27 protein-coding genes, 4 pseudogenes and 1 riboswitch are annotated in these 24616 nt (G+C 53.7%); of the genes and pseudogenes, 14 read left to right on the top strand and 17 right to left on the bottom strand.

All coding sequences use genetic code 11. The annotated features are described in order from the left end of the window. Positions 1-89: 89 nt before the first annotated feature. A complete protein-coding gene (locus tag KDW_RS29010) occupies positions 90-923 on the bottom strand; it encodes a PLL family lectin (protein WP_162005714.1) in 834 nt (277 codons plus the stop codon). Then, positions 821-1174, bottom strand: coding sequence for a hypothetical protein (locus KDW_RS29005; RefSeq protein WP_198925659.1), 354 nt, complete (start codon positions 1172-1174; stop codon positions 821-823). Before KDW_RS29005 ends, KDW_RS29010 begins: the two co-directional genes overlap by 103 nt. Positions 1175-1471: 297 nt before the next feature. Between KDW_RS29005 and KDW_RS29000 the strand changes: the two genes are divergently transcribed. Continuing rightward, positions 1472-1876, top strand: a complete 405-nt coding sequence (locus tag KDW_RS29000) for a hypothetical protein (protein ID WP_151759389.1) — start codon at positions 1472-1474, stop codon at positions 1874-1876. Between the two features lie 250 nt (positions 1877-2126). Further along, a complete protein-coding gene (locus KDW_RS28995; RefSeq protein WP_151759388.1) occupies positions 2127-2588 on the top strand; it encodes a hypothetical protein in 462 nt (153 codons plus the stop codon). A gap of 12 nt (positions 2589-2600) precedes the next feature. Here KDW_RS28995 and KDW_RS28990 read toward each other — a convergent pair whose 3' ends face one another. The 4 genes from KDW_RS28990 to KDW_RS34530 all read right to left on the bottom strand — a co-directional run bounded on the left by KDW_RS28990 (position 2601) and on the right by KDW_RS34530 (position 3735). Then, positions 2601-2864, bottom strand: a complete 264-nt coding sequence (locus KDW_RS28990; protein WP_151759387.1) for a hypothetical protein — start codon at positions 2862-2864, stop codon at positions 2601-2603. A gap of 153 nt (positions 2865-3017) precedes the next feature. Then, entirely contained in the window at positions 3018-3374 is a 357-nt protein-coding gene (locus KDW_RS28985) for a transcriptional regulator (protein ID WP_151759386.1), read from the bottom strand. 2 nt (positions 3375-3376) lie between these two features. Beyond that, complete coding sequence (locus KDW_RS28980; protein ID WP_151759385.1) at positions 3377-3565, bottom strand: hypothetical protein; 189 nt, start codon at positions 3563-3565, stop codon at positions 3377-3379. Next, positions 3565-3735: a hypothetical protein gene (locus tag KDW_RS34530; RefSeq protein ID WP_233097987.1), complete on the bottom strand. Its 171-nt coding sequence runs from the start codon at positions 3733-3735 to the stop codon at positions 3565-3567. Before KDW_RS34530 ends, KDW_RS28980 begins: the two co-directional genes overlap by 1 nt. A gap of 304 nt (positions 3736-4039) precedes the next feature. On the opposite strand from KDW_RS34530, the gene KDW_RS28975 reads away from it, so the two are divergent. After that, on the top strand, positions 4040-4630 hold the full coding sequence (locus KDW_RS28975) for a DUF11 domain-containing protein (protein ID WP_151759384.1): 591 nt from the start codon (positions 4040-4042) through the stop codon (positions 4628-4630). Between the two features lie 55 nt (positions 4631-4685). Here KDW_RS28975 and KDW_RS28970 read toward each other — a convergent pair whose 3' ends face one another. The 3 genes from KDW_RS28970 to KDW_RS28960 form a co-directional block, all read right to left on the bottom strand. Continuing rightward, complete coding sequence (locus KDW_RS28970) at positions 4686-5588, bottom strand: DUF4097 family beta strand repeat-containing protein (RefSeq protein WP_151759383.1); 903 nt, start codon at positions 5586-5588, stop codon at positions 4686-4688. 216 nt (positions 5589-5804) lie between these two features. Next, positions 5805-6758: a DUF4097 family beta strand repeat-containing protein gene (locus tag KDW_RS28965; protein WP_151759382.1), complete on the bottom strand. Its 954-nt coding sequence runs from the start codon at positions 6756-6758 to the stop codon at positions 5805-5807. 204 nt (positions 6759-6962) lie between these two features. Beyond that, on the bottom strand, positions 6963-7253 hold the full coding sequence (locus KDW_RS28960; RefSeq protein ID WP_151759381.1) for a hypothetical protein: 291 nt from the start codon (positions 7251-7253) through the stop codon (positions 6963-6965). Positions 7254-7615: 362 nt separating this feature from the next. On the opposite strand from KDW_RS28960, the gene KDW_RS28955 reads away from it, so the two are divergent. After that, positions 7616-8893, top strand: a complete 1278-nt coding sequence (locus tag KDW_RS28955) for a serine hydrolase domain-containing protein (RefSeq protein WP_151759380.1) — start codon at positions 7616-7618, stop codon at positions 8891-8893. A 121-nt stretch (positions 8894-9014) separates the two neighbouring features. Continuing rightward, entirely contained in the window at positions 9015-9875 is an 861-nt protein-coding gene (locus tag KDW_RS28950; protein ID WP_198925657.1) for an SDR family oxidoreductase, read from the top strand. On the opposite strand, the gene KDW_RS28945 is transcribed toward KDW_RS28950, so the two are convergent. Further along, positions 9852-10133, bottom strand: a complete 282-nt coding sequence (locus KDW_RS28945; protein ID WP_151759379.1) for a hypothetical protein — start codon at positions 10131-10133, stop codon at positions 9852-9854. The two genes, KDW_RS28950 and KDW_RS28945, sit on opposite strands and share 24 nt — an antisense overlap. Positions 10134-10285: 152 nt before the next feature. Beyond that, positions 10286-11542 (bottom strand): MFS transporter, encoded by a 1257-nt coding sequence (locus tag KDW_RS28940; RefSeq protein ID WP_151759378.1) that lies wholly within the window; start codon positions 11540-11542, stop codon positions 10286-10288. 190 nt (positions 11543-11732) lie between these two features. Here KDW_RS28940 and KDW_RS28935 point away from each other — a divergent pair, with 190 nt between their 5' ends. Next, positions 11733-12029 carry a hypothetical protein gene (locus KDW_RS28935; RefSeq protein WP_233097986.1) on the top strand — a complete coding sequence of 99 codons (297 nt, stop codon included), beginning with the start codon at positions 11733-11735 and terminating at the stop codon, positions 12027-12029. Between the two features lie 56 nt (positions 12030-12085). On the opposite strand, the pseudogene KDW_RS28930 reads toward KDW_RS28935, so the two are convergent. Both KDW_RS28930 and KDW_RS28925 read right to left on the bottom strand, forming a co-directional pair. After that, positions 12086-12301 (bottom strand): annotated as a pseudogene (locus KDW_RS28930) (ribbon-helix-helix domain-containing protein); the annotation flags it as partial. A gap of 130 nt (positions 12302-12431) precedes the next feature. Beyond that, positions 12432-12932, bottom strand: a complete 501-nt coding sequence (locus tag KDW_RS28925; protein WP_151759375.1) for an ArsR/SmtB family transcription factor — start codon at positions 12930-12932, stop codon at positions 12432-12434. A gap of 265 nt (positions 12933-13197) precedes the next feature. Here KDW_RS28925 and KDW_RS28920 point away from each other — a divergent pair, with 265 nt between their 5' ends. Further along, a complete protein-coding gene (locus KDW_RS28920; RefSeq protein WP_162005713.1) occupies positions 13198-13755 on the top strand; it encodes a YIP1 family protein in 558 nt (185 codons plus the stop codon). 110 nt (positions 13756-13865) lie between these two features. On the opposite strand, the gene KDW_RS33335 is transcribed toward KDW_RS28920, so the two are convergent. Continuing rightward, a complete protein-coding gene (locus KDW_RS33335; protein ID WP_162005712.1) occupies positions 13866-15737 on the bottom strand; it encodes a hypothetical protein in 1872 nt (623 codons plus the stop codon). Positions 15738-16137: 400 nt separating this feature from the next. Between KDW_RS33335 and KDW_RS33330 the strand changes: the two are divergent. Next, a pseudogene (locus tag KDW_RS33330) lies at positions 16138-17092 on the top strand (LLM class F420-dependent oxidoreductase). Here the strand turns inward: KDW_RS33330 and KDW_RS28900 are convergent. Further along, on the bottom strand, positions 17082-18113 hold the full coding sequence (locus KDW_RS28900) for a Gfo/Idh/MocA family protein (protein WP_151759371.1): 1032 nt from the start codon (positions 18111-18113) through the stop codon (positions 17082-17084). The pseudogene KDW_RS33330 and the gene KDW_RS28900 overlap by 11 nt on opposite strands. Before the next feature lie 38 nt (positions 18114-18151). Continuing rightward, complete coding sequence (locus tag KDW_RS28895; protein ID WP_151759370.1) at positions 18152-18949, bottom strand: SDR family NAD(P)-dependent oxidoreductase; 798 nt, start codon at positions 18947-18949, stop codon at positions 18152-18154. A gap of 195 nt (positions 18950-19144) precedes the next feature. After that, positions 19145-19295, top strand: a riboswitch (FMN riboswitch). A gap of 214 nt (positions 19296-19509) precedes the next feature. On the opposite strand from KDW_RS28895, the gene ribD reads away from it, so the two are divergent. From ribD to KDW_RS28875, 5 genes and pseudogenes are all read left to right on the top strand, one after another. Next, the gene (ribD, locus tag KDW_RS28890; protein WP_233097985.1) at positions 19510-20655 is read left to right on the top strand and encodes a bifunctional diaminohydroxyphosphoribosylaminopyrimidine deaminase/5-amino-6-(5-phosphoribosylamino)uracil reductase RibD; all 1146 of its coding nucleotides are present in this window, start codon (positions 19510-19512) and stop codon (positions 20653-20655) included. A gap of 26 nt (positions 20656-20681) precedes the next feature. Beyond that, positions 20682-21197, top strand: a complete 516-nt coding sequence (locus tag KDW_RS33325) for a 3,4-dihydroxy-2-butanone-4-phosphate synthase (protein WP_198925653.1) — start codon at positions 20682-20684, stop codon at positions 21195-21197. Then, positions 21157-21944, top strand: a pseudogene (gene ribA, locus KDW_RS36285) (GTP cyclohydrolase II). Before KDW_RS33325 ends, ribA begins: the two are co-directional and overlap by 41 nt. Positions 21945-21980: 36 nt before the next feature. Further along, positions 21981-22462, top strand: a pseudogene (gene ribH / locus KDW_RS36280) (6,7-dimethyl-8-ribityllumazine synthase). 27 nt (positions 22463-22489) lie between these two features. After that, entirely contained in the window at positions 22490-23104 is a 615-nt protein-coding gene (locus KDW_RS28875; RefSeq protein WP_151759368.1) for a riboflavin synthase, read from the top strand. Between the two features lie 247 nt (positions 23105-23351). Here KDW_RS28875 and KDW_RS28870 read toward each other — a convergent pair whose 3' ends face one another. Then, a complete protein-coding gene (locus KDW_RS28870; protein WP_151759367.1) occupies positions 23352-23549 on the bottom strand; it encodes a hypothetical protein in 198 nt (65 codons plus the stop codon). Between the two features lie 268 nt (positions 23550-23817). Here KDW_RS28870 and KDW_RS28865 point away from each other — a divergent pair, with 268 nt between their 5' ends. After that, the gene (locus KDW_RS28865; RefSeq protein ID WP_151759366.1) at positions 23818-24594 is read left to right on the top strand and encodes a helix-turn-helix domain-containing protein; all 777 of its coding nucleotides are present in this window, start codon (positions 23818-23820) and stop codon (positions 24592-24594) included. Positions 24595-24616: the final 22 nt, after the last annotated feature.

The following is a 24616-nucleotide window of genomic DNA, read 5'->3' as shown; positions in this document are numbered from 1 at the left end:
GCGTTGCTTCATGATCATGCCACCATTGTAGCCATTCCATCCATAACCGAAACGTATTGGACCTCGTGGCTGCCGTTACGATAAAAAGGTTAAAAGAGGTTGAAGACGCCGCCGAGGGATTCCCAGCCATTGGACCAGTTGGAGCCGTTCCAGGCTTTATGGTACATGGCGTTGTCGGTTCCCAGTCCGAAGATGTCTAATCGATTGGATCCCCACGAGACGACTCTGGCAGGACTATTGAAGACACCACCCAGGCCTTCCCAGCCACTGCTCCAGTTGGAGCCGTTCCAGGCTTTATGGTACATGGCGTTGTTGGTACCCAGTCCGAAGATGTCCAGCCGATTGGGGCCCCAGGAGACGGCAGTGGGTTGACTATTGAAGACACCACCCAGATTCTCCCAGCCACTGGACCAGTTGGAGCCGTTCCAGGCTTTATGGTACATGGCATTGTTGGTGCCTAATCCGAAGATGTCTAACCGATTGGGGCCCCAGGAGGCCACGCTCGGAGCGCTGTTGAAGATGCCACCGAGCTTCTCCCAGCCACGGGTCCAATAGGAACCGGTCCAGGCTTTATGGTACATGGCATTGTCGGTTCCCAGTCCGAAGATGTCCAGCCGATTGGGGCCCCAGGAGACTACACTCGGTGGACTATTAAAGATGCCACCCAGGTTTTCCCAGCCATCCGTCCAGTAGGAGCCGTTCCAGGCTTTATGGTACATGGCGTTATCAGTACCCAGTCCAAAGATGTCCAATCGATTCGGGCCCCAGGAAACCGCACTCGGTGGACTATTAAAGACGCCACCCAGGCCTTCCCAACCACTCACGGAAGGAAACCATTGGGAGCCGTTCCAGGCTTTATGGTACAGACTATTATCGCTACCCAGGCCAAAGAGATCCAACCGATTCGGACCCCAGGAAGCCACACTTGGAATACTGCTAAAGACGCCACCAGACCCTCCCAACTACTGACAAAAGGCGACCAATGGGCACCGGTCCAGGTTTTATGATACATGGCATTATCAGTGCCGATACCAAAGACATCCAGGCGATTCGCGGCCCATGTTGAGGCCCCCGCACTGGAGGCGCGCGGATGCGCCGCAGCCAGAGCAATATCATCAAACACAGGTAAAGCATGGAGTGCCAGCATCGCACCAGCGACACCCGCCATCATCATACGCCGGGATATCTTATTACCTGTCAAGTTGAATAAAGACCAAAGGTGAGATTCATACTTTTCCATTAAAATCGAACCTCCTATATCAATACAAGTACATTTTTGTTCTTACTCTATCTTTATTGTACTGATACACCCAAGGAGGCATACTAATACTATCCGAGGCCAGACGAGCAACCAGCGGATCGATTTTCCTGGCCTGCTGGCAACGATAGCTCGGGAACAAATTGGTGGCGGAGAACGTCATTGATGGTAGAAGTAAGTGTTTTTTGAAAAACATGCAAGGAGTTCTCAATTATGCAGAAAAATTATCGCGGGCTTTTACTCAGCCTGCTCCTGCCAGGGCTTATCTTACTACTCAGCAGTTGTGGCAACCAGGCGCAGTCCACGCCTGCCGCTGCGGCACCAACGGCTACCAGTACACCAGCACTGGCCAAAAAAGTCGTACCCGCCCCGGATCAGATCCAGATCAAGATCACGCAAGCCGGCTCGAATGCGTTCCGACCAATGCTGCTGCTGGCAGACAAAGCACAGGTGCTGAAATTCTATGCACTGATTAAGACCTTGCCTGTCATGCCCGTTGGCCGGACATTGTGTGTACGCACCACCGGACCATCGTACCGCCTCGTGTTTCAACAGGGTGCCACAAAAGTAACCACGCTAAAAAGCCGATCGCTTTGGCTGCAAACCCGTCACCGTTGACAACGAGCAACGACCACGGGAATCCACCGATGAATTCTGGCAGCAAGTTGACCAGGCCATCCATAATGCCAAACCACAACCTCAAACCCAATCATAAAAAACCAACCAGACAAGCTATGCCGCCACCTTCCAGGCCCGAGGGTGGCGGCATTTCCATGGCCTGTGCGGAAACAACCCACGCTCTATGTGCGTCCTTTATCATGAAAATAGAGCAACATTTATCAGATAGATATAGAAGGAGTTCTCGGATATGAAACACAAACAGCGCACATTTCTCTTGAGCCTGCTCCTGCCAGCGCTCGCCCTGTTCCTCAGCAGTTGTGGCAACCAGGCAGAAGCAAGGCCGACCGCACAACCTGATCAGCTCCAGATCCAGATTATAGAAGTTGGTTCACACACGCCACACCCACTACTGACCTATAGCAACAAGCTCCAGGTCCAGAGGTTGTACACCCTGATTTATACCTTTCCGTACATGCCAGAGCACCAGCCATGTACCATGGAAATGGGACCATCATATCAACTCATTTTCAAACAACACGACTACCAACTCGTCACCATGAAAGCCGATCGCTATGGCTGCAAACCCATCACCATCGACCACGAAAAAAGAGCCGGCAAACCAATAGCCAGTTCTGGCGACTCCTCGATCAAGCCATCAACCACTCCCTCCCATACGACCATCCACACCCGTAGTACCGGCAGGTCTTGAGCCTAATACTTTTCACTTAGCGCTATGTTGAGAGAAGGTTCGACGTGACCAGCAAGCAAGGTGTACGTGGAGAGGGCGCCACACGCGGAGGCCGCCCTGCTGCGTTCGCGCAGGCCAGCGTGGGAGCACGACTCGCAGTGCTGTGGCGCCTCCAGGGATCGTGTGTGCCGTCGCCTGCTCGCTAGCAACGTGGTGGGAGAGCGCGTGGATCCTCCCCGTACCGGTGCGGAAAGGATCATGAAACAGGATCCGTCTCGGTGGAGGCGCCACAGGCATGCGCTGCTCGTTGAGCCCCTCGCTTCACCATCACGCCGCATGCCGGCCTCCGCGTGTGGCGCCCTCTCCACGGACGATCCGCTGCTTTTTTCACAACAGCTTTTGCAACCACAAAAGTGCTTCAACAAAACGTATTGGGCTCAAGACCTGCCGCTACGAGGGGTGGATGTGTTGTTGGAGGGTGGTTATGTGTTGCCAGTAGGCACTGAAGGCGGCTTTGCCGGTTGTGGTGAGACGGTAGCTGGTGGCCGGGATTTTGCCTTTGTAGTACTTGCGGATCTCAATGTAGCCGGCCTCTTCAAGCTGGCTGGCCTGACGGCTCAGGTTGCCTTTGGTGAGTCCGGTAGCCACACCTAGAAATTTAAAATCGGTTTCCTCGACGCGACTCAGGACGGCCAGGATCATGAGTCGCGCCGGTTCATGGATAATGCGATCAAGCTCTTGCACTGGCTGCAAGCCTGATTTGAGTTGTTCGGGATCCAGGGGAACACCTACCTCTGCTTCTTCCATCTTCAGACTTCTTTCCCTTCATCAGGTAGAGTCAGCTGGCGAAACTCGCGGTGCTCACGTATACCATAGACGATCATGGCGAGCGCGATTAAGGGGAAGAGCAGGGTTCCTCCGAACTGTTCAAGACTCTGGACCTTAAAACTGCCGCCAACACTATTGACGATACAGGCAACCAGCAAATAGATGCCCATCACAAACTCATCGTTCGTACGCAGGTAGCGCCAGGCAATCCAGGGGATAAACAGGATCGAAGCCAGAGCCAGGATCCAGTAGAAGGGCTGACTGTATAACTTTCCATGAAGATGGTCCAGCTACCGATCCGCTGGGCCCGCTGGATCGATTGGAGCTGCAACTCTTCCATTGTGATGGTAGCTTTCTCTTTAGCCGAAACCAGTTTACACTATAAACTCCATGCAAATATACACCGGTTCTCTGGCATTGTCAAACTTTCCTGGCGGGATAGGTTTGTGGAAAACAAACAACAGGGACGTGGAAAAATGTGCACTATATTGATGAATCATGCATGTACAACGGCTCTTGCCTCTGGTATAAAGAGATGTGACCATTGTGTCAGGCGATAGGAGAGAATGCCTTGAAAAATTCCAGGTCGGCACTTGCTTCTTTTCAGGTGGGCACTTCTCTCCTCACATCTGAAAGGAAAATCTATGCGAAATGTATTCGCTATCCGTCGAGGAAACGTAGGTATACAAAACCGCCCCCAGGCTATACTACGGGCGCTACTTTTCAGTCTCTTATTGTCAGGCGTGATGCTTGCCACTGTCTCGGCCCATCCGCAGGCGGCGACCAGACGGCATATCCTGCCTGCCGACCTGGTTATTCACTGGTCGGTGCCGCAGACATTCCAGATTTCACACGTTGGTGATACACTGCCGTTCAGTCTCATTGTCAGCAATCATGGCGACCAGCTCACGGGTCCAGTGCCCATCTGGATTACCGCAAAGATACCTGGCGGGCTCACCAATCTGCAAGTCAGGAGCAACAATAATGTCTGGCATACCACGTACACGACCAGTCACTTCACCACCATCGTCCGAGCCTACTACACCGGTATCCTTCCCTTGCGGGCAGGCCAAAGCCTTACTCCGCTTGTTATCACCGGCCGCTTCACCAATAATGCCGTACCTGACCTCACACTGCAGGCCACGGTGAGCAGTCCCGGCGACACCAATACAAAAAATAATAGCGATTCCTACACCATCGGAGTCGCACCACGCGCGATCAATCACCACCGCTAAGCCGCTACAACAAGATGGCGCCCGATGCCGGGCCGCCATCATCCTCATGATAGGTTCAGTCAGTATATTCGAGCTTGATATCACCTGTATTGGTATTGATGGTAAGATCAGGAGATGAGGCCGTGGTCGGTCCGCTGGGGGCCTGACTCACCTGTCCATTCACGGTATGCGCGGTTACCTTTGCTGGGGTTGAAGCGAGTAAACCAACATCGACATTGCCGCTATCAGTCGTAAAGGCATATGTTCCCTTTTCTGCCAGATTACCCTTAAAATGAATATCTCCACTCTTCGTCTGCAAACTCGAACCATTTTCAAAGCGGGCCTGATCCACAGTGATATCACCACTATCGGTATTGACATTGGCCTGAGCGGCAATATTATCAATCTCGACATTTCCACTCTTTGTCTGCAGAATCAGATGCTCATCGGCGGGTGCAGTGATATCAATTGTTTGATTACGGTGCTCGAACAGACCACCCCGCTGATCAACCTCGTTTAGCGTAATCGTGGTACCATCCGTGTCACCTTTAAACGTATCAGATCCAATGGAGGAGACACGCACAACGTTGCTGGTGCCAAAATGAACATGGATGTCCGCGCTCGTGGCATGCAGATTCACTGTCGTGCCTTTAAATTCCGTCACATATGAAGGTGCCTCTGAGTGCGGACTGAGGCGCGAAGAATAGTTATGATAGCCGAGCGCTCCCCCCAGAAACATGACGCCCAGAAACATGACGCCCAGCACGACTGCGATCCAGAGACCACGCCTGGAGCGTCGGCGCGGCCTGACGGACATGGGACGCAGCTTCTCGCCCTGCGTATGCGGATCATAGTGATAGCCCTGACTATAATCGGGCTGCTCGCGTGGATCATGGTTGACCTCTCTTTGGAGCGGAGGCTGCTCATACTGACCCACCGGTGGGCCATCCTCATGAAACTGAGATTGCTGCTGCGACATACTGGTCCTCCATAACCTGCCGTTATTATAGATAGAAATAAATATGCAAAATAATAAAAGCTAAAACAATACTTATACTCTATACGACTCATCAACAATGGTGTTGCAGAAGAGCCAGCGGGAGGAACTACCTGGCAAAACACAGATAGAAAACGAATAAGGGCAGAGACAACAAGAAGTGCAGTCAGGCCGTTTTTCAAAACGGCCCGCGCTCCATTATCTGGGACTTTTACCATCATACTCGACGTTGATGTCACCGCTGACAGTATTCACGGTGACATCGGGTGAAGCGGAATTCACGGCTCCACTATCACCTTTATGCACATCACCGCTCATAGTATCCGTGGTCACCTTTGCCGGGGTTGAAGCAGGTAAATGGAGCTGAACCGAGCCGCTGACGGTATTAAAATCGTACGTGCCGTGATTTTCCAGGGCACCATTAAAGTGGATATCGCCACTGGTCGTCTGCACACTGGAGCCATTGGCCAGCGTCACCTGATCAAGCTGGATATCACCATTTACAGCGGTAATATTGACTTTACCAGTCACGCCAGCAACCTCTACACTCCCACTGGTGGTCTCAATATTCATGCTCATGCTTGCAGGCATAGTGATATCAATATCTTTATTCCCATTCCCAAACAGATCTTGTCCTGAGCCTGTCTGTTCAAGCGTAATCGTGGTTCCATCCGAGCCGCCACTGAGAGGAGCGTTGCCACCGGAGTTGATTTGCACATTGCCGCTGTTGCCAGTATGGACATGGATGTTAGCGTCAATGGTGCGCAGGTCCAGCACGGTACCCTGATATTCCATCATCTTTGCAGGCGGAGGTCCTCCGGGTTTACCATCCATGTGGTAGGGACCAAAATGGGGGCCAAAATGGGGAGCTGAAATAGGTTCATGGCCATTGGCAGCGAAATGCGAGCTCATCATCCCCATAAACAAAATAAGGCCGATGACAATTGCCACCCACCACTTGCGCGAGGAGCTTTGGCGCGGCCTGGCTGCGGGCTGTAACTTCTCAGCCTGTGTGTGCGGATCATAGTAATAGCCCGGCTGTTCGCGTGGATCACGGTTGACCTCTCGCGGCATCGGAGGCTGATAGTACTGGGAACCATACGGATGCTCTGATGGGCCATCCTCATGAAACTGAGACTGTTGCTGAGACATACCGATCCTCCGTCATCAATCGCTATCATAAATAAGCTCTTATGCACGCCTTGAAAAAGTGGAACCGTTGACATGATTTATACGACTGACTATCGGCTATGTTACAAGAAGAGAAAGAAGGTTGATATATTCAGCAATAGCAGAATAGCGTAGATCACCAAAGAGGAGGAGATGGGCCGCCTTGAGAAACGGCCCACGCGGTGCTTAGAGGAGGCCGCCCTGGTCTGATGACTGGTTGCCATTGCCTGTGGCGGGACTGCCAGGATTGCCCAGGCCGCCCATGCGGTTAGCCGCCTCGGCTTCAAGCTGCTTCTGCAAACCATCCAGTATACCCGAGACCGCCTGTTTAGCTTCTGGAGTAAAGCGCTCGCCACCGGGAACGCGGCCGGCATATTGATCGATCACATCGCCAATATGGCCCTCAAGCTGCTGCCGTGCACCATGCAACGAATCACCAATAAAACCTTCTGTCTGTGGATTTCCTTGATTGTTCATCGTGTTTATTCGCTCCTTCAATAGCAAAGACGTTACTTGCCTTTAGCACGATTCGCAAGCAGAAACCGCTTCTAACAGAAAGAAGCCTATATTTTCAGTAGGTTCGATCCTTTGGGTCGAACCTACGCGTTTTCACATTTCTTGATCGTTTCAAATGAGGCCTATCTCTGGCCAGGCGACAATTTCGCCAACAGCATCCAGGGATTGAATTTACTCTTAACGTTATCATAGCACATGTTTCACTGCTTGCACATCGTCCAAATGAGCGATCTATTTTTACTGTCCAGGCAGTTATACTACGAAAGCAACCCTCGCATTCAAGCCAGCAAGATTATTTGTTCAAACACAGGAAAGGATTCGATATGCATACTGCCGAGATCGAAGCCCTGCTCACCGCCCACGTAGCTCCACATGAACCAGGCATGGCCGTAGCGCTGGTAAAAGATGGCCAGATTCTGTATCGCCAGGGCCACGGCTTAGCGAATCTGGAGTGGGAGCAGGCAGTGACGCCACAGACGGTCTTTGGACTAGGATCAGTCACCAAGCCTTTTACGGCCACACTGATTATGTTGCTGGAGCAGCAAGGCAAATTACGGCTTGATGCTCCCATCCAGACCTATCTGCCGGACTATCCACGCTATGAATATGAGGTCACCTTGACCCACCTGCTGACCCATACCTCTGGCATACCCAACTTCGTGACGCAGCCTGGCTTCTGGGAACATGGTGCTCACCTGCAATCTGTCGCGGAAATCGTAGCGAGCTTCCAGGATCTGCCACTGGAATTTGAGCCGGGCACCAGATATAGTTATTGCAATTCCGGGTATGTACTGCTGGGCTGCATCATTGAAAAAATCCTGGACCTGGACTATGGCCAGGCGCTGCAGAGCATGATTTTTGAGCCACTGGAGATGACACATTCCTCATATCTCCAACGAGAAGACATTATCCCATATCGAGCCGGCGGCTATGAACGCAATGCGCATGAATACCAGAATGCACCCTATATAGCTACGGCGGCCCATTACGCGGCGGGCGGCATCGGTTCAAGCCTGGATGATTTGTTGCTCTGGCAGCAGGCTCTGCGTGCAGGACGTTTGCTGGACCATCAACTGCAGGCACGCATGTATACCCCGCTCACCTTCAACAATGGCGAGCGTGAGAATTATGGGCTGGGCTGGGGCATCGGCAGTTATCGCGGCCACGCCTATCGCAGCCACGCCGGCGGAGTCCCAGGGTATTCCAGCTTCATCTGCTACTTTCCCCAGGACGATCTGAGCATCATCCTTCTCTCGAACCGTGGGGGCTTCAACTGCGCAGAAGTCGCCCGCCAGCTCACCAATCTGGTACTGGATCTGCCTCCGCTCGCCCGCACCACCGTTGAGCTATCGCCCGAGCGCTTCAAGACTATGGCCGGCACATATAGCGGGATGTTCGGTACGCTGGATATACAGCAGCAGGGACAGCAACTCTATCTTCAACAGTCAACCTTGCGTCCGCTGATCCCGATCAGTGAGAGCAGTTTCTATCTGGCCGAAGATCCCGATGTTGAGCTACACTTTGAGCAACCTGATGCCCATGGACATTATCGCCGCCTGCGTAAAATCCAACCTTTCTTCTGGTTCACCGTCACTCGCTAATGCCTGGAAAATCTGTCGCGTGGGAATAGAATCACCGGTCGGTTTGCTTATCATATAGGGATTTATCATGATTCTACGCTATCTATTTTCTATAGGACGCTCTACTTGAAAGGATTTACAAATGGCAAATACGAATATGCAGGGCAAGGTCTGCCTTGTCACCGGGGCTAACGGTGGCATTGGCAAGGTATCCGCGCTCGAACTGGCGAAGCTAGGCGCGACCGTGATCATGGTCTGCCGCAATCGCAGCAAAGGCGAGGAGGCCCAGGCCGAAATCAAGCGTATCAGCGGCAATCAGAACGTGGACCTGCTCACCGCGGACATGTCCTCGATCGCCTCGGTGCGCCAGCTCGCCCAGGAAGTCACAGCAAAATACCCACAGCTGCATGTCCTGCTCAATAATGCCGGCCGCATGAACAACAAACGCGAAGTCTCCGTGGACGGCATCGAGAGCACCCTGGCCAGCAACTATATTGGCCCATTTCTCCTCACAAATCTACTGCTCGACCTGCTCAAAGCCAGCGCACCCGCCCGCATCATCAATGTGAGTTCTACCGCCCACAAAATGGGCAAGATCAACTTCGATGATCTCCAGGCCGAGAAAAACTACCGTGGCTTCCCGGTCTATGGCAACAGCAAACTGGCCCTGACCCTCTTCACCTATGAACTGGCCCGTCGCCTGGAAGGTACTGGTGTCACCGTCAACAACCTGCATCCCGGCGTTATTGCTTCCGGCTTCTTCGGCACCGGCCTGCTGGGCCGCCTGGGCAGACTCGTCATGCTCACACCGGAACAGGGAGCCCAGACCTCGATCTATCTGGCCACCGCACCCGAAGTCACCACCGTCAACGGTAAATACTTCGAGAAAAGCAAGCAATCCACCTCCTCCAAAATCTCTAACGACGAGCAGCTCGGCAAACGCCTCTGGCAAGTCACCGAGGAACTGATCGCCCAGAAATCAAGCCAGACAGTCAACGCATAATCCCGACGTAGCGGCAGCCGTCAAGGCCAATACTTTTCGGTTAGCGAGACGTTGAGAGATGGTTCGACGTGACCAGCAAGCAAGGTGTACGTGGAGAGGGCGCCACACGCGGAGGCCGCACTGCGACGTTTGCGCAGGCCAGCGTGCAAGCACGACGCGCAGTGCTGTGGCGCCTACAGGGATCGTGTGGATCCTCCCCGTACCTTCTCGGAGAGGATCACGAAACAGGATCCGTCTCGGTGTAGGCGCCACAGGCATGCGCTGCTCGTTGAGCCCCTCGCTCCACCATCACGCCGCATGTCGGCCTCCGCGTGTGGCGCCCTCTCCACGGACGATCCGCTGCTTTTCTCCACCTATTTTTATGGCCACAAAAGCGCTTCAACGAAACATATTGGCCTTGAAGGCTGCCGCTACGCGAGGGCAAACCAGCCGATGAGGCCGGAGATTGAGATCAGGATGCCGCAGCTGATAAAGATGATGGGGACAGAAATAAATTGTCCCAGGTAGCCGGCGATGGCGATCGAGAGCAGGCTGGCTCCTGATGAGCTAATGTCGAGCAAGGATTGGGTTCGTCCGATCATTTCTCGCGGGGTGTTCGTGATAAAGATAGGACCAAAGCCGACCTGCAGCCCTCCCTGGGGGGCAAAGATGACAAAGGCCAGGATGATGGCGGTAATATACCAGCTCTGACAGGCATAGATGATGATACCAACGCCAAGCAGGAACAGGCTTCCGGCAAACAGCTGGCGCGCCTGCAGTTTCTTGGAGAAGAGGGCCGCCAACAATGTACCACCAAGCACACCGGCACCAGCAGCGGCCTCGATAAAGCCATAGATAGCTGGCGCCGCGTGCAGGTTTCGGTTGACAAAAACCACATCGAGCGCGTTAATAGCACCGCCACCAAGCATGGCCAGCGCCAGCATCAGGATCAGTGTGAGCAGGATGCGTGAGCCAAGCGCGAACTTGAGTCCCTCCACCAGCTCTTTCAGGACACTACCTGCTGTCGTGGCCGTCATATTTTCTGGCGTGGCTGCATAGGGATGCAGCACCTCACGCGGCGCTCGGATGTTGAAAATGCAGAGCGCGGAGACCAGATAGGACGCAGCATTGATGGCCAGCGCGAAAAATGGTCCAAAGGCAAAGTAGAGCGGAGCCGCCAGCGCAGGACCCAGAATCAGGGAGCTCGCGGAGACAGATTGACTGAGCGAAGAGGCCTGCATTAAGCCTTTTTCCGGCACAATTCCTTGCAGGAGCCCGGATTTGGCAGGCATAAAGAAGCGTCCAAAGCAACTCAGCAGGAAGACACTGCTATAGATCACCGGCAAACGCAGGTCGGCCGGTGCCAGTAAAGGCAGCAGCGCCAGCATGGTCCGACAAAGATCAGAGACCAGCATCGTGGTGCGCCGATTCCAGCGATCCACAAACACGCCAGCCAGGGGTCCCAGCACAAACATCGGAATACATTGGGCCAGCAAGACACCACTGACCGCAGTCGCCGACCTGGTCAGACTAAAGACCCAGATCAGCAAGGTCGTGCCATAGACAAAATCGCCGATATTAGAGATAGCCTGGCCACTAAACAGCCAGGCGAAATTGCGATTAACCCAAAATGGGAGTTTCTGTTCCTCATCCTGTGGCGTAACAGACCGAATATCCTCTGTGGTCATTGTATTCCCCTCCTATTGGGACGGCTATCCTTGATCAATCCATAACGACTGTTTGGCTCACAACACCTGAGTGCTCATGAAAGAGCACACAAGGGGTCGCCTCCTGGCAGGATCTATGGTATGCTTTGATCAGTTGGAAGCATTGCGATCTTCCAGAGCAAACATCATGATAACAAGCAAGGAAAGCATCATGACTGATATGCATTCAACGCTCAGACAGCCCAGCGCCTTTTTGCCAGTCGCTATGTCGCTGGTCGCCCTAACCCTGGTGCTGGGCAACATTGCACTCTTCGGTATTGCCCGTCAAGCCGATGAAGGCGCGGCAGCCCATATCTGGCAGCTCCTCATGGCGTTACAAATACCGATCATAGCCTTCTTCGCCATCAAGCATTTACCACGGCAGCCAAAGCAAGTGTCACTGGTCCTGGCGATCCAGATTCTTTGTGCCCTTATCGCTTGCGCTCCCGTTTTCTTGCTCAGACTATAGCTCCAGCCTAAAAATTCCACTGTTACTATTTGTCAGGACGGCTGCACCCATCTTTCCTATGAGAGTTTCGCTTCCAATACTTTGCGGACCGCGGGCGTAGCCTCGAGTTTGCCGATCAATTTCAGCTTCTCGATTGCTCGATCAGCCAGCTCTACTGATACGTCAGCAGCAATAAAGCAGCTCCCGACCACCAGGAGGTGCAAACGTTGTCCATCGGCCAGTATGTGCTCCAGATCCGCCTTATTATAGTGGACCACTCCGACGATAGACTTCGAGAGAACGGCATCACTCTGGGTGACTCGGTATAACTTTGCGCGGACTCCGCCACTTTTCTGCTCTGTTGTTCTAGCTGACTGGTAGACGGCACGGGATAGAGCATAAAGACGCTATGCAGGGTCTCGCCTACTTGATCGCGGCGTTGTTCATAGGGCGCAAGTAAGGCAAAGATCTGCTGATAGAGCTGCGTCTGTTCTTCATGGGTCGCATAGATCTCGACCTCAGCCAGCAAAACATTGGCCCGCTCATTCTTCTGCTCAACCGCCTGGCGCATGCCACGCAAGAAGCCATCCTTGACATCATCCAGCATCCCCCAAGCGCAGCCAGTAGATCATCGGGCGGAGTTGCCAGCAGGATCTCTGGCGGCACACGAAAGCTATGCGCAATCGGCTGATAATACTTTTCCAGAATCCCACCCTTCTCACGTGTCTCCACCAGTTGGACCAGGCCCACCTTCTCCAGCTCGCGCACATGATAATGTACCTTCGCCGGAGCCATCTCCAGATGATCCCCTAGCTGCTTGGTCGTCATCGGTCGATCACGCAAGATGCGTAAAATACTCACCCGCAACGCATCCGAGATCGCCCGCAACTGCTCCAGATTCTGGAGCTCATAAACTTCGTCCATATAACTATCCTTGATCGATTAAATTTTCTTGATCATGCAATAATAATAAATCATGCAATTCTTTTTTGTCAATAGCTGAAGCAGAAATATGCACGGTCTTTTTGACATTGCCTAGAAGTTGTCGAGAGGATGGCTTGACAATGAGCAGGAATCCCATTATATTTAAACCGGTTTATACTGTAAACTGGTTTAAATATAATGCAGAAAACGTAGCTACGATCAGATAGCTACGATGAAATTGCGAGTAACTGCAAGGAGCGCAAACATGGCAGAATCTTCTTATGAGTACGCTTCAAAACCAGGCTTTGGACAGGCTCTGGCTGCCCTGCCTGGTCAATATTTGAAAGTACTCACACACCCTGGAATCAACACCTTTGTGGCAGAAAAGAAGAAGGGCAGTTGGGGCATTGTCTGGTTTCAACTGCTACTGCTGGGTATACTCAACGCGTTAATTATAGGGGTCGCTTACGTTATAGCGCCATCCGACCTGAGTAGCGTCGCCAGATCAACAGGAATGAGTGTACAGGATCTGAAAAATGTGGTAGTTATCACGACCGCGATATTGGTTTTTGTGCTGACCCCCATCTCTTTTCTCCTGTCCGGTGGTGTTCTCTACCTGATTGCCAGGATAGTCGGCGGCAAGGGCACCTACCTGCAACAAATCTACGTCACTCTGCTCTTTGGAGTACCCCTGGTGCTCTTGAGCGCGCTACTCTACCTTATTCCTGCCACAAACACATGGCTACCATGGCTGCCACACCTCTATAGTGTGGTGCTGATGGTCCTGGCAATGATCGCGGTCCATAGCCGCAAGTTTGCGTAAAGCAGAAGCAAGCCAGCACACGTCTATCGTTCTACTACAGAAATGTGGCCTCTCAGTTCATGTCTGAGACGCCACATTTCTGTTAACTGGTCGAGTCGCAAAGCCCGATACTATGGATTCTTCGTGTCTGCATTGCCATGCAGGTTGATCTGGAAGTAGATCTCTTTGGTGAAATTGCCATAAACACCGTCGATAGTATCGCTGAGAGGATTGCCGCTTCTGGGTACAGTGAAGGTTGGAGAATGACAGAAGTCATCATCCGAGCAACCTGGCAGACTGGAGATATCAAGCTTGACCACAGGAGCAAGCTGCGTGCCATCAGTGTCGGTGTCACTACCAGGATAAATATTGAGCGTCTTACCATCTTCACTCATGGTGATCAGATAGAAGTGGCCCTTCGTATCCTGGGTGATACGCACTTTCTGACCATCGGTAATGTCCTGTTTCACGTCTTTGATGATCTTGCCACCAGCAATCACCACGTGATGTGGTCCATCATACAGGTTGTTGTAGAGGATATGGACACGATTATAACTATCGACATAGCTATCAGTGAGATAGGTTACATCGATATCATTATTATTCTGTGGCTGTACCTCAGCAACTTTGATTTCCTGCAGGACTGGATGCGACACATCTTTAATATAGAAATATTTGATGGCATTAAAGACATAGTTGAAGTTCCCCGATGCTGAGGGAAAATTCAGCTCGGTCCGCTTGACATCACGCATACCCACAATGGTCATATCATTGTGCTGGCCTGGAAAGAAGAAGGCATAGGTATAGCGATAATCGATATCGCTCTGATGGAAGGTCCACTGATGCGTCGTCACACAATAAAAGGACCACAAGAAGCTACCCGGCTTATCAGCAGCAGTCTGGAAGATAACTATGTTGCCTTTAGCATCAATACTGCTACCACTATAGCCCTGATCCTTGAGCCAGGAACCGGCTACGTTCTCGCTCTTAAAGGTCTTCCCGAGATCCGTTGAGATGAGATGGACAAGCGTCCCATTGGTCCCCGGCCAGGTAAACAGGTGCAATTCATCATGGGGTCCGCGCAAAATATTGATCGGCTCGGTTCCCGCATTACCGTGTTGCAGGTCCTCCCACGTAGCACTCGTCGTCCGGTGCAGCAGATGCCACTGCCGATTCTGCAGATTCTGGCCCGCATCGATAGTGACCGTAAAGAGATCACCGGTCGAGGTACGCACAAAGCGACTTTTCTGTACACCCCAGCTATTCGGTACATAGGTATCATTCTGTCCAAACGCCTGGTCGGTGACCTGTTCCAACCTTGTCAGGACAGGCGTCCCGGTCAGCGGCACCGGCGTCACGGTTGGGATCGGCGTTGGCGTACCTGTTTCTGTAGGGGTAACGGTTGGGGTAGCTGTGGGGGTCGGCGTTGGACTCTTCGTCGGTGCAGGAGTCGGAGTACTGGTAGCGGCAGGTGTTTTGGCCGCATTATTTTGAGTTGGCACAGGGGTTGGGGTTTCCTGACTGACTGGTGGGTTCATAGCCTGGGTATCTGTCGGCGATGCAGAAGTGTCGGGATAATCGGTTGAGGTCGGATAGGTTGTATCGGAAGGCGTCGATGTATTGCCGTCTGTTGGTGAGGTGGAAGGATCAGTAGTAGGAGTCGCGGTCTCGCTGGGTGGCTGCGTCGCCGACGTATCGGGCAGAGTAGCCTCGGGAGTAGGCAGCTCCCCACCAATATTGGCCTGCAGCCGTCGCGAGCTGGGCTGGCTGGCTTGCGCAGGCCGGACTTCACTATAGATAGAGGCCAGCGAAATCAGCAAGATCAGCAGCACCAGAAAAAAAGCGGCCATCCGTTCACGGTGTTTCCAGAATAGTGGAAAGGCCTGACGTATATTTTGTCGACTAAAAAGCTGCTTTTTGGATTGAAGGAAAGCCAAAAATCGCTTCGGTACCTGTAAAAGTTGAAGCCACGCCCTACGAATAATCAATAAAAGTGCTTTCAATGTATCAGTTTCCTTCCTTGGAGAACTTTCTTACTACTTCAATTCCATAGCGAATCTTTACCGCACAATACCCTTGCTTGCTTTTAAAAAAACCGCATAAAGCAAAAGAGTTTCTTATCCATTAAATACATTAATCTGATTATATGCCCTCAGAAGAATTCTTTCAACCTCCACATGTTTCCATTTTATTTGTAGCAACGCCGCCATGAGCACGATTATGCAATCCTTTAAGCTTAATTTTATTGTTATCCGTATTAAAATATTTTAGTGGGACTGGCAATAAGATACTCTGTGCGCCAGCATGACGAGCGCGTTTGCATTCTGATTGGAGATGGCGTAGGCTATAAAGATAAAAGATTGAATATTTTCTTTTTACAGTAGCGAAGGAGTTTCATTTACCATGGATTATGGGGTTATCGTTCCACAGGGATGGCGTATGGATCTGGTGGGGATCAGCGATCCGGTTGAGGCCTATGAGGCCATGACGCGCGTGGCGCAGGAGGCTGAGGCACAGGGCTATTATTCGATCTGGCTGTATGATCACTTTCATACGGTTCCGACGCCAACGCAAGAAGTAACCTTTGAATGCTGGACCAGCACGGCTGCCCTGGCTCGTGACACCAAACGGTACGCATTGGACAGATCGTGACCTGCAACAGCTATCGCAATCCGGCCCTGCTGGCCAAGATGGCCAGTACGGTGGATGTGCTCAGCCATGGTCGCCTGGACTTTGGCATTGGCGCGGGCTGGTATGAGCATGAGTATAAGGCCTATGGCTATGACTATCCTGATGCTCCGAGCGCCTGCGCATGCTGCGTGAGGCCCTCCAGATCATCCTGGCCATGTGGACCCAGGAAGAGGCTACCTTTGAGGGGAAACGCTACCAGGTCCGTGGGGCAATCAATCAGCCTAAGGGTGTCCAGAAGCCACATATTCCCCTGCTGATCGGTGGAAGCGGCGAGAAAGTCACGCTGAAACTGGTGGCGCAGTATGGTGATGCCTGTAACGTCGGTGGCGATATCGCCAACATCAAACACAAGCTGTCGGTCCTGAAAGACCACTGCGACGCACTGGGTCGGGACTACAACACGATCCGCCGCACCGCTATCGTCGACGCCTGCTCGATTGCCAGAACAGAGGAAGAGGCCATCGCCAAACTCACGGACAGTGAGCGTGCCAACCTCGACAACATGCGCAAATCCAGCCTGATTGGCACACCCGCCCAGATTCGTGAGCGCATCGCCGAATACGAAGAAGCAGGCATCCAGGAGCTGCTCATCCATTTCGTTGACGCCGCTACCAACCTGGAGTCCGTGCGTATGTTCGCCCAGGAATGCATGAACGTCACGAGATAATGTTGACCTTCTGGCCGCTTTCGGCGCTTTCAATAGCGCCGAAGACCATGGCCAGGCTTTTGATGTTGTCGGCGGCGCTGGTTTCGGGCCGGGTACCATTCTGGATACAGGTAAAGAATTCCCGAATCAGACCAGCGTGGCCGCCGACGTTCTGAGTTTCGTAGGCGGGGATGTCGATGTCCTGGTAGTCGGAGATGAAGCCGCCGGTGGCTTTGACGATCTGAGCCTGCTGCTGGCTTCCACCGTCCCAGCTAACACTCCCCCGCTGGCCAATGAAACGCCAATCACATTCCCAGGTAGTGGCGAGGCCGTTGGCACACCAGCTCCCACGATAGGTGTAGACAATCCCACCGGTCATCTCGAAGATAGCCATCGCGGAAGCATCGCGATCATACCAGGAGCCGCTGGGATTCCATTCATGGCAATAGATCGAGACAGGATCAGCCCCGGTTAGCAAGCGGGCCGCATCAAAGGTATGGATGGCCATATCCAGCAGCAAGACATGCTCCATATGCTCTCGGAAGCCGCCAAAATGGGCCCCGATGTAGAAATCGCTATTGACCGTCGTCAGTTCACCAATCTGTTGTGTGGATAGAAAATGTTGGATCCTGCGGATAGCCGGATCATAGCGCCGATTCTGGATCACCGCGAAGATCTTGCCTGCCTGCGTCGCGGCCGCCAGCATCTCGCGGGCGTGCACCATGGAATCGGCCAGCGGCTTCTCGCTGAGCACATGGCAACCATGCTTCAAGGCGGTCATCGTAATCTCGTAGTGGGCCTCGGGAATGGTACAGTTAAAGACCGCATCCACCTGTGTCTGCTGCAACACGCTGGCCAGATCGGTGCTGATAATGGCATCCTGCAACTGGAAATCCTGAGCCTTCTGGCGGGCCGCATCAGCAAAAATATCCACCAGGCCTACGATCTCGACCTCCCGCAACTCACGTACCGCCTGCAACCAGGCCGCGCTCATACCTCCACAACCCACCAGCACCGTGCGAATTTTATTCAGACTCCGCATACATCTTGATCCTTTTGTATATTTTCGCATTGGCAAAACTATAAGAAAATCAAAACAGAATTATCGGCTGTCAGCCCACCATCAATGACCAGTGAGGAACCGGTGACAAAGGCGGCTTCGTCGGAGGCCAGATAGAGCGCGGCATGGGCGATCTCGTCTGGATTACCCATGCGCCCGATTGGCTGGCGCGCATGCAGCTTGTCGCGTTCCTCGTCGCTGGTCGTGGGAAAGTTCTTTGCCAGGAAGCCCTCGACGAAGGGTGTGTGGACCGTGCCGGGACAGATGGCGTTGGCGCGGATGTGCTGCTGCGCAAAATCTATGGCGATCGAGCGCGTCAGGCTGATGACGGCTCCCTTGCTGGCGCTATAGGGTAGACGGCGATCGAGGGCGACCATGCCAGCGACCGAGGCAATGTTGACGAGCACCCCACCCTGCGGCTGCCGGGCCACCATCAGCCTGACAGCTTCACGCGCACACAGGAACACGCCTCGGGCGTTGACACTCATCACACGCTCCCAATCATCCAGGCTGGTCTCCAGAATATTGCCGACATGGCTGACGCCAGCATTGTTGACCAGAATGTCCAGGCAACCATGTTCCTGCACCACACGGGCAAAAACAGCCTGCACCTGAGCTTCGTCAGCGACATCAAGCTGGACCGCCTGGGCCCGGCCATCCTGTGCCGTAATCTCATTCACGACCCGCTGCGCCGCTGCTAACTGGATATCCGCGATAACGACATAGGCTCCCTGCCGGGCATAGAGCAGCGCAATCTCGCGGCCAATACCTGAACCGGCACCGGTCACCAGCGCAATTTTATGGTCTAAACGAAACATCGCATCCTCCCTGTGGCAAAACTTTTTCCTGTAAAAAAGGGGACTTATCGGACATGGGCATTGATGGCTCAACTGTTTTTTGTCAGTGTACCACATGCGAAATACGCCATAGCTGAAATACAGTTGCACGTTCCAGCATTTGAAAATACGAGTTGACAAACTGCTGTTTTTTCACTACTCTTTGTTATATACAATGATTGTCTTCGGGGCAGGGTGAGGAAATGGCTGAGTCTATTTCCAATTCCCGATCGGCGGTAAAGCCCGCGACCTTTTGTAGCGAGAGCTACATTGGTGGACCTGGGGAAGTTCCAGGGCCGACGGTATAGTCCGGATGGAGAAGACAAGACAGTAGAGGCGCTTTGCGCTCGCTTTGGGCCTCTTTTGATAGGTGTGACTGTTGCTATTGCTTGCCTGCAGGTAAGCATGTCTTTCTGCTATGCTGCGGCTGCCAGGAAGAGACCGTTGCCCCTACATGTCCTTCTCCCCTCCTGCCTTCTTTTTTACCCTTCCTGTCCCGTTGGCGTAGTGGTGCTGTTTCCAGCATAGCAAAGGATACGTCGGTGGATGATACAGAGGCAATGCAGCAGGCACTGTTGTGCGCAGCCCGGGTTGAAGGTCGAACCAGTCCTCGGCCCCCGGTAGGTGCGGTGGTTGTACGGGCGAACACAATCGTGGGCCAGGGCGCCACGGCTCCTCCTTATGGTCCTCATGCCGAGGTAGAAGCACTGCTAGCGGCAGGCTCGGCAGCGCAAGGGGCGACGCTCTATGTGTCGCTGGAGCCATGCTGCGTGACGATCCATACCCCACCCTGTACCGATGCCATTATCGCGGCCGGCATCAAGCGGGTCGTGATCGGCACCCTTGATCCAAATCCACAGATGAGTGGTCGTGGGCAGGCAAAGCTGCGGGCAGTCGGTATCGAAACCACCTGCCTGAACCTTGAGCAGGCCAGAGAGCTGGTGCGCCCCTTCGCGACCTTTATTACCCGACAACGCCCCTATGTAACGGCCAAGTGGGCAATGACCCTGGATGGCAAGCTTGCCAGCGGCCATGGAGATGCCCACTGGATCAGTGGATCGGAATCGCGGGCCTGGGTGCACGATCTACGCGATCGCGTGGATGCTATTATGATTGGTTCCCAGACCGCCTCACACGATGATCCACAGCTCACGGTCCGCCTCGCAGCATCACCGGGCGCGATCAGCAGGACCACACGCACTGGTCCGCTGCGTGTGGTAATGGCCACCCATGGTCAGTTGCCAGCCGGACTTCAACTTCTACAGGCCAGACTGGCCGGAGGCACCTGGTTTATCGTGGGCGATGACTGTACACCGGACCAGTATCACTGGCTGGAGGATTGTGGCGCGGGCGTGCATACGGTGGCCGTTGATGCGCAGGGACATGTTGATCTGGCGGCCGCCCTGCAACTACTGGCGCAACAGGGATATATGCATGTGCTGATCGAAGGCGGCTCACAGTTGCTCGGCAGTGCCTTTGATGCCCGCTGCGTTGATCGAGTCGCCGCCTTTATCGCACCCAAGATCATTGGAGGCGCAACCGCCCCACACCCGTTGGCGGCACCGGCCTGGGTGTCATGTCCAAAGCCTGGCAGCTTTCTGATCGTGAGACACACCTGTTTGGTGAGGATATCTTTATTACTGGTAATGTCCATTATACAGAAAAAAGTTAAATACACATACATATAAGACCCGGACAGCCGAGGAGTAGCAGCATGCATCATAAGCCAGAAACAACATTTTTCCATTATCTCTCAGTCCCTGAAGCCATTCAGACCGTACAGGCGGGCAAGCTGTTGTTGATATGTGATGATGAGGGGCGCGAAAATGAGGCCGACCTGTGTCTGCCGGCCCAGTTTGCCAGTCCAGAAAAGATCAATTTCCTGCTGCATGAGGCCTGTGGCCTGATCTGTGTGGCCATGGCCGGCGAGCTCCTGGATAGCTTGCGACTACCATTGATCGCCCATGAAGGCGAGCCATTACAGGGTACGGCCTTCACGGTTTCAGTCGATGCACGCCACGGCACCAGCACCGGCATCTCGGCTTCAGATCGCGCTCACACGATCCGTACGCTGGTAGATCCAACCAGCCGGCCCGAGGACCTGGCACGACCGGACATGTCTTTCCGCTGCGGGCGCGTCCCGGGGGTACGCTGGAGCGCGCGGGCATACGGAGGCGTCGGTGGACCTGATGCAGCTGGCCGGCCTGACGCCGGGAGCGGTAATCTGTGAGGTGCTGGATGAGGCCGGAAATGCGGCCCGTGGTGAGACCTTACGTGAGCTGGCGCGGCGCTGGGATATCGGGGTAATCTCGGTGGAGGCCATCGCCCGTTTCCGCCGTGAGCATCACGTCAGCCGCGTGGCTCAAACCAGGCTCCCCCTGCCAGAGGCCGAGTTCAACACCCTGGCCTATCAAGAGATCTCCACCGGCGAACAGTATCTCGCGCTCACGCTCGGGGATATCGAGGAAAAACAGGAGAAGCCACTGCTAGTCCGCCTGCATTCGGCCTGCGCCACCGGGATATCCTGGGCTCGCAGCGCTGCGATTGTCAGGCGCAACTCCATGCCTCCCTGAAAGCCATCGCCGCCGAGGGACGCGGCATCCTGCTCTATCTTCCCCATGAGGGACGTGGCATCGGACTGGCCGGCAAGCTGCAGGCCTATGCGCTCCAGGATCATGGCCTGGACACCATCGAGGCCAACGAGAAACTGGGATATCCAATTGATGCGCGCAACTATGCCTGCGCCATCGAGATCCTGCAGGACCTGCACATTAGCCATGTGCGCCTGCTCACCAATAGCCCAAAGAAGATTCAGGCGCTGACCGCCGCAGGTATTCGCGTGGAGCGCGTCCCGCTGGAGATCACGCCGACCAGCGACAATATTCGCTATCTGCAAACCAAGTCGCTGCGCATGGGACACCTGCTGAACGCGCAGGCACTCAAACAAACCTATCCAGAACACAGCACCCTTGTTTAAACATGTGGTTAGCACGAGCAAGAAAGTAAAAAGTAGATGCAAGCATCATTTTTAGGGACGCCAGCGCCCACCGAGCTGAATGGTAGTGGACTCAAAGTTGGCATTGTAGCGGCACGCTATAACTGGCCGGTCACCGGGGCCCTGCTGGCCCTGGCCTATGAAGAACTGGTCCGGCTGCATGTCGCGCCCGAGCAGATCGAGGTTGTACATGCGCCAGGAGCCTATGAGCTGGCTACAGTCGCCCAGGCCATGCTCAGCACGCCCCAGCGCTACGATGCCCTGATCTGCATCGGCTGCGTCATGAAGGGCGCCACCCGCCACGACATCCTCGTCGGAGACGCCGCCGCCCAGGGGGTCCAGCGCGTCGCCTCGACAGCGGGATCCCGATTATCTTTGGCGTCCTCTGCGCCGAGACCACCCAGCAGGCCGAGGAACGCATCCCACGCGGCACCGAGTTCGCCCAGGCCGCCGTAGAAATGGCCTGCACGATCCAGCAACTCAAATATCGCGATGCATAAAGAGAATATTGAAGGAGCAACCGAACGATGTTTACAGGTATTGTCGAAGAACAGGGCAGTTTATTAGCGCGTGAAGAGACCGGATTGGTCATCACGGCCCACCAGATATTACAGGATGTCGCGATCAAGGATAGCGTAGCTGTTGACGGTACCTGCCTGACCGTAACCGCCAAGGGCGAGGACTGGTTTCGCGTGGATACGATGCCCGAAACCCTGCGCCGCACCCGCCTTGGCAGCCTGCAACCCGGGGACAGCGTCAACCTGGAACGCTCCCTGCTCGCCAACGGTCGCATCGGCGGCCACATGGTCCAGGGGCACATCGAGGCCTGCGCCCCCATCCTGAGCACACAAGAAGATGGTATCGGGCTGGATGTCGTGATCGAACTCCCAGCAGAACTCCAGAGCTATGTCATCCCCAAAGGCTTTATCGCCCTCAACGGTGTCAGCCTGACCATCGTCGACGTCTGGACCGACCGCTTCTCCATTTCCCTCATCCCCTACACACGCCAGCAAACCAACCTCGGCCAGGCACACCCGGGTATGCTCCTCAATCTTGAAACCGATATCCTCGGCCGCTACGTCGCCCGCTTCCTGCAAACCGCACACCCACAACCGCTGGCAAACACAAACCCTGGCTACTGACAGGGCTTTCCAATTCTCGTTGCAAGCGGGGATGCAAGGGCGGCCAGCCCCTTGCCGGAGCGCGATGGCAGACATGCTGGGAGCATGTCAGTCCTCGCATCTCCTCCCTCTTCTCCCGCCGAAGGCGGGACAAAAAGAGAATTGGAAAGCCCTGGCTACTGATTAGTAGCCAGAGCCTCTGGATAGGAAGTATAATAATATAGAGCATAATTCATGTATATATAACGTTATTCGCGACAGCCAGACCTTACAATTCCAGTAACTTTTTCTGCAGCAAAGCTTTGCGCTTACTGGAGACTACAATATTGACAAGTTGCGACCGTGGCCGATGGTGCAATAAAGGATAGCGATCGACTAAACGATGGCCGATAAACTCCACCAGCAGATAGGCAACGCGCAAAACTAAAAGCAATATGTAGAGTATCATTACAAAAAACATTGGCATACGGTATTCTCCCACACGGTCGATTATCTCGGCCCACGGAACCCATCCCGCAGGTTCAAGCGGTCACATTATGGGTGGGCATAAATTGTTGTAAAACAATTTTTTCGTGCTACTATTGTATTGTATGTGGGCTATTTCTATCTGTCTAGAGAAAATTGTTACTATAATTGTAAATACTACACACCAGAGACTGAACAACTATTGGATAGTTTTAAAACAATTTTTTCATCGCTGATAACAAAAATCACCAGCTAGAAGGATAGAGCGTGTGGGCAGGAAAGATAATCCTATTAAGGTCGGTAATGAGCAAGAACAGGTGGTTGGCGCGTTCCTCAGAGAGCAACGGCAGCTCCAGAATGTGACACTTACCCAGATGGCGGCCAAAACTGGTTACTCAAAAACCTACTTGTCGGCCATCGAAAATGGCAATATTCGCGCCTCGCACAACGTGATCAAAGAATACACACGTCACCTCAACGTCGCCACAGAACAACTTCCTGGCAGTCTGGCCGTTCCAGCCGAGGTCGAGGATGAGCTCCAGGAGCGCCCCTGGAATGTGCCGTTTCAGCGCAATCCATTTTTTGTCGGTCGCAGCCAGACCCTGGAGCAGCTGCATAATCGGCTTTTTGGATCGCGGAAACTCTCCCATGTAGTAGCCATTACAGGTCTGGGCGGCATCGGGAAAACACAGTTCGTGACGGAATATGCCTATGCCTATCGGGCACAGTATCAAGGCGTCTTCTGGATCCGTGGCGATTCCAGCGAGGTCATGAGCGCGGACTTTACTTCGTTGCCGTTTACGACTGGCCTATTAACTGAGGGTGGGCAGACGGCGGATAGCACAAGCAATAACACAGGCCATTTCACCAAAAAGTGGTTCCGGCAGCATCCAACCTGTCTGCTCATTATTGATAACCTCGATGATGTCCAGGATCTGGCTACGCTGGCACGGCTGATTACCCAGCTAGGCGAGACACGCGTACTGATTACGTCACGACTCCAGATCCTCACACAGATCGCCAGATCTTTGAGCTGGACAACCTGAACAAGCAGGAGGGTACGCTGTT

The organism is Dictyobacter vulcani, assembly GCF_008974265.1.
In the GTDB taxonomy this organism is placed as follows: domain Bacteria; phylum Chloroflexota; class Ktedonobacteria; order Ktedonobacterales; family Ktedonobacteraceae; genus Dictyobacter; species Dictyobacter vulcani.
This window is presented reverse-complemented; position numbering and strand designations above follow the sequence as displayed.

Excerpts from the sequence above, each read along its gene's own strand:
- KDW_RS28990 (WP_151759387.1), bottom strand. The coding sequence starts at position 2,864 with ATGCCTGTGGCGCCTCCACCGAGACGGATCCTGTTTCATGATCCTTTC.
- KDW_RS28955 (WP_151759380.1), top strand. The coding sequence starts at position 7,616 with ATGCATACTGCCGAGATCGAAGCCCTGCTCACCGCCCACGTAGCTCCA.
- KDW_RS28995 (WP_151759388.1), top strand. The coding sequence starts at position 2,127 with ATGAAACACAAACAGCGCACATTTCTCTTGAGCCTGCTCCTGCCAGCG.
- KDW_RS28875 (WP_151759368.1), top strand. The coding sequence starts at position 22,490 with ATGTTTACAGGTATTGTCGAAGAACAGGGCAGTTTATTAGCGCGTGAA.
- KDW_RS28920 (WP_162005713.1), top strand. The coding sequence starts at position 13,198 with ATGGCAGAATCTTCTTATGAGTACGCTTCAAAACCAGGCTTTGGACAG.
- KDW_RS28950 (WP_198925657.1), top strand. The coding sequence starts at position 9,015 with ATGGCAAATACGAATATGCAGGGCAAGGTCTGCCTTGTCACCGGGGCT.
- KDW_RS33325 (WP_198925653.1), top strand. The coding sequence starts at position 20,682 with ATGCATCATAAGCCAGAAACAACATTTTTCCATTATCTCTCAGTCCCT.
- KDW_RS28960 (WP_151759381.1), bottom strand. The coding sequence starts at position 7,253 with ATGAACAATCAAGGAAATCCACAGACAGAAGGTTTTATTGGTGATTCG.
- KDW_RS28925 (WP_151759375.1), bottom strand. The coding sequence starts at position 12,932 with ATGGACGAAGTTTATGAGCTCCAGAATCTGGAGCAGTTGCGGGCGATC.
- KDW_RS34530 (WP_233097987.1), bottom strand. The coding sequence starts at position 3,735 with ATGGAAGAGTTGCAGCTCCAATCGATCCAGCGGGCCCAGCGGATCGGT.
- KDW_RS28900 (WP_151759371.1), bottom strand. The coding sequence starts at position 18,113 with ATGCGGAGTCTGAATAAAATTCGCACGGTGCTGGTGGGTTGTGGAGGT.
- KDW_RS28970 (WP_151759383.1), bottom strand. The coding sequence starts at position 5,588 with ATGTCGCAGCAGCAATCTCAGTTTCATGAGGATGGCCCACCGGTGGGT.
- KDW_RS28940 (WP_151759378.1), bottom strand. The coding sequence starts at position 11,542 with ATGACCACAGAGGATATTCGGTCTGTTACGCCACAGGATGAGGAACAG.
- KDW_RS28945 (WP_151759379.1), bottom strand. The coding sequence starts at position 10,133 with ATGCCTGTGGCGCCTACACCGAGACGGATCCTGTTTCGTGATCCTCTC.
- KDW_RS28895 (WP_151759370.1), bottom strand. The coding sequence starts at position 18,949 with ATGTTTCGTTTAGACCATAAAATTGCGCTGGTGACCGGTGCCGGTTCA.
- KDW_RS28980 (WP_151759385.1), bottom strand. The coding sequence starts at position 3,565 with ATGGGCATCTATTTGCTGGTTGCCTGTATCGTCAATAGTGTTGGCGGC.
- KDW_RS28870 (WP_151759367.1), bottom strand. The coding sequence starts at position 23,549 with ATGCCAATGTTTTTTGTAATGATACTCTACATATTGCTTTTAGTTTTG.
- KDW_RS28975 (WP_151759384.1), top strand. The coding sequence starts at position 4,040 with ATGCGAAATGTATTCGCTATCCGTCGAGGAAACGTAGGTATACAAAAC.
- KDW_RS28965 (WP_151759382.1), bottom strand. The coding sequence starts at position 6,758 with ATGTCTCAGCAACAGTCTCAGTTTCATGAGGATGGCCCATCAGAGCAT.
- KDW_RS28935 (WP_233097986.1), top strand. The coding sequence starts at position 11,733 with ATGACTGATATGCATTCAACGCTCAGACAGCCCAGCGCCTTTTTGCCA.
- KDW_RS28985 (WP_151759386.1), bottom strand. The coding sequence starts at position 3,374 with ATGGAAGAAGCAGAGGTAGGTGTTCCCCTGGATCCCGAACAACTCAAA.
- KDW_RS29005 (WP_198925659.1), bottom strand. The coding sequence starts at position 1,174 with ATGATGATGGCGGGTGTCGCTGGTGCGATGCTGGCACTCCATGCTTTA.
- KDW_RS29000 (WP_151759389.1), top strand. The coding sequence starts at position 1,472 with ATGCAGAAAAATTATCGCGGGCTTTTACTCAGCCTGCTCCTGCCAGGG.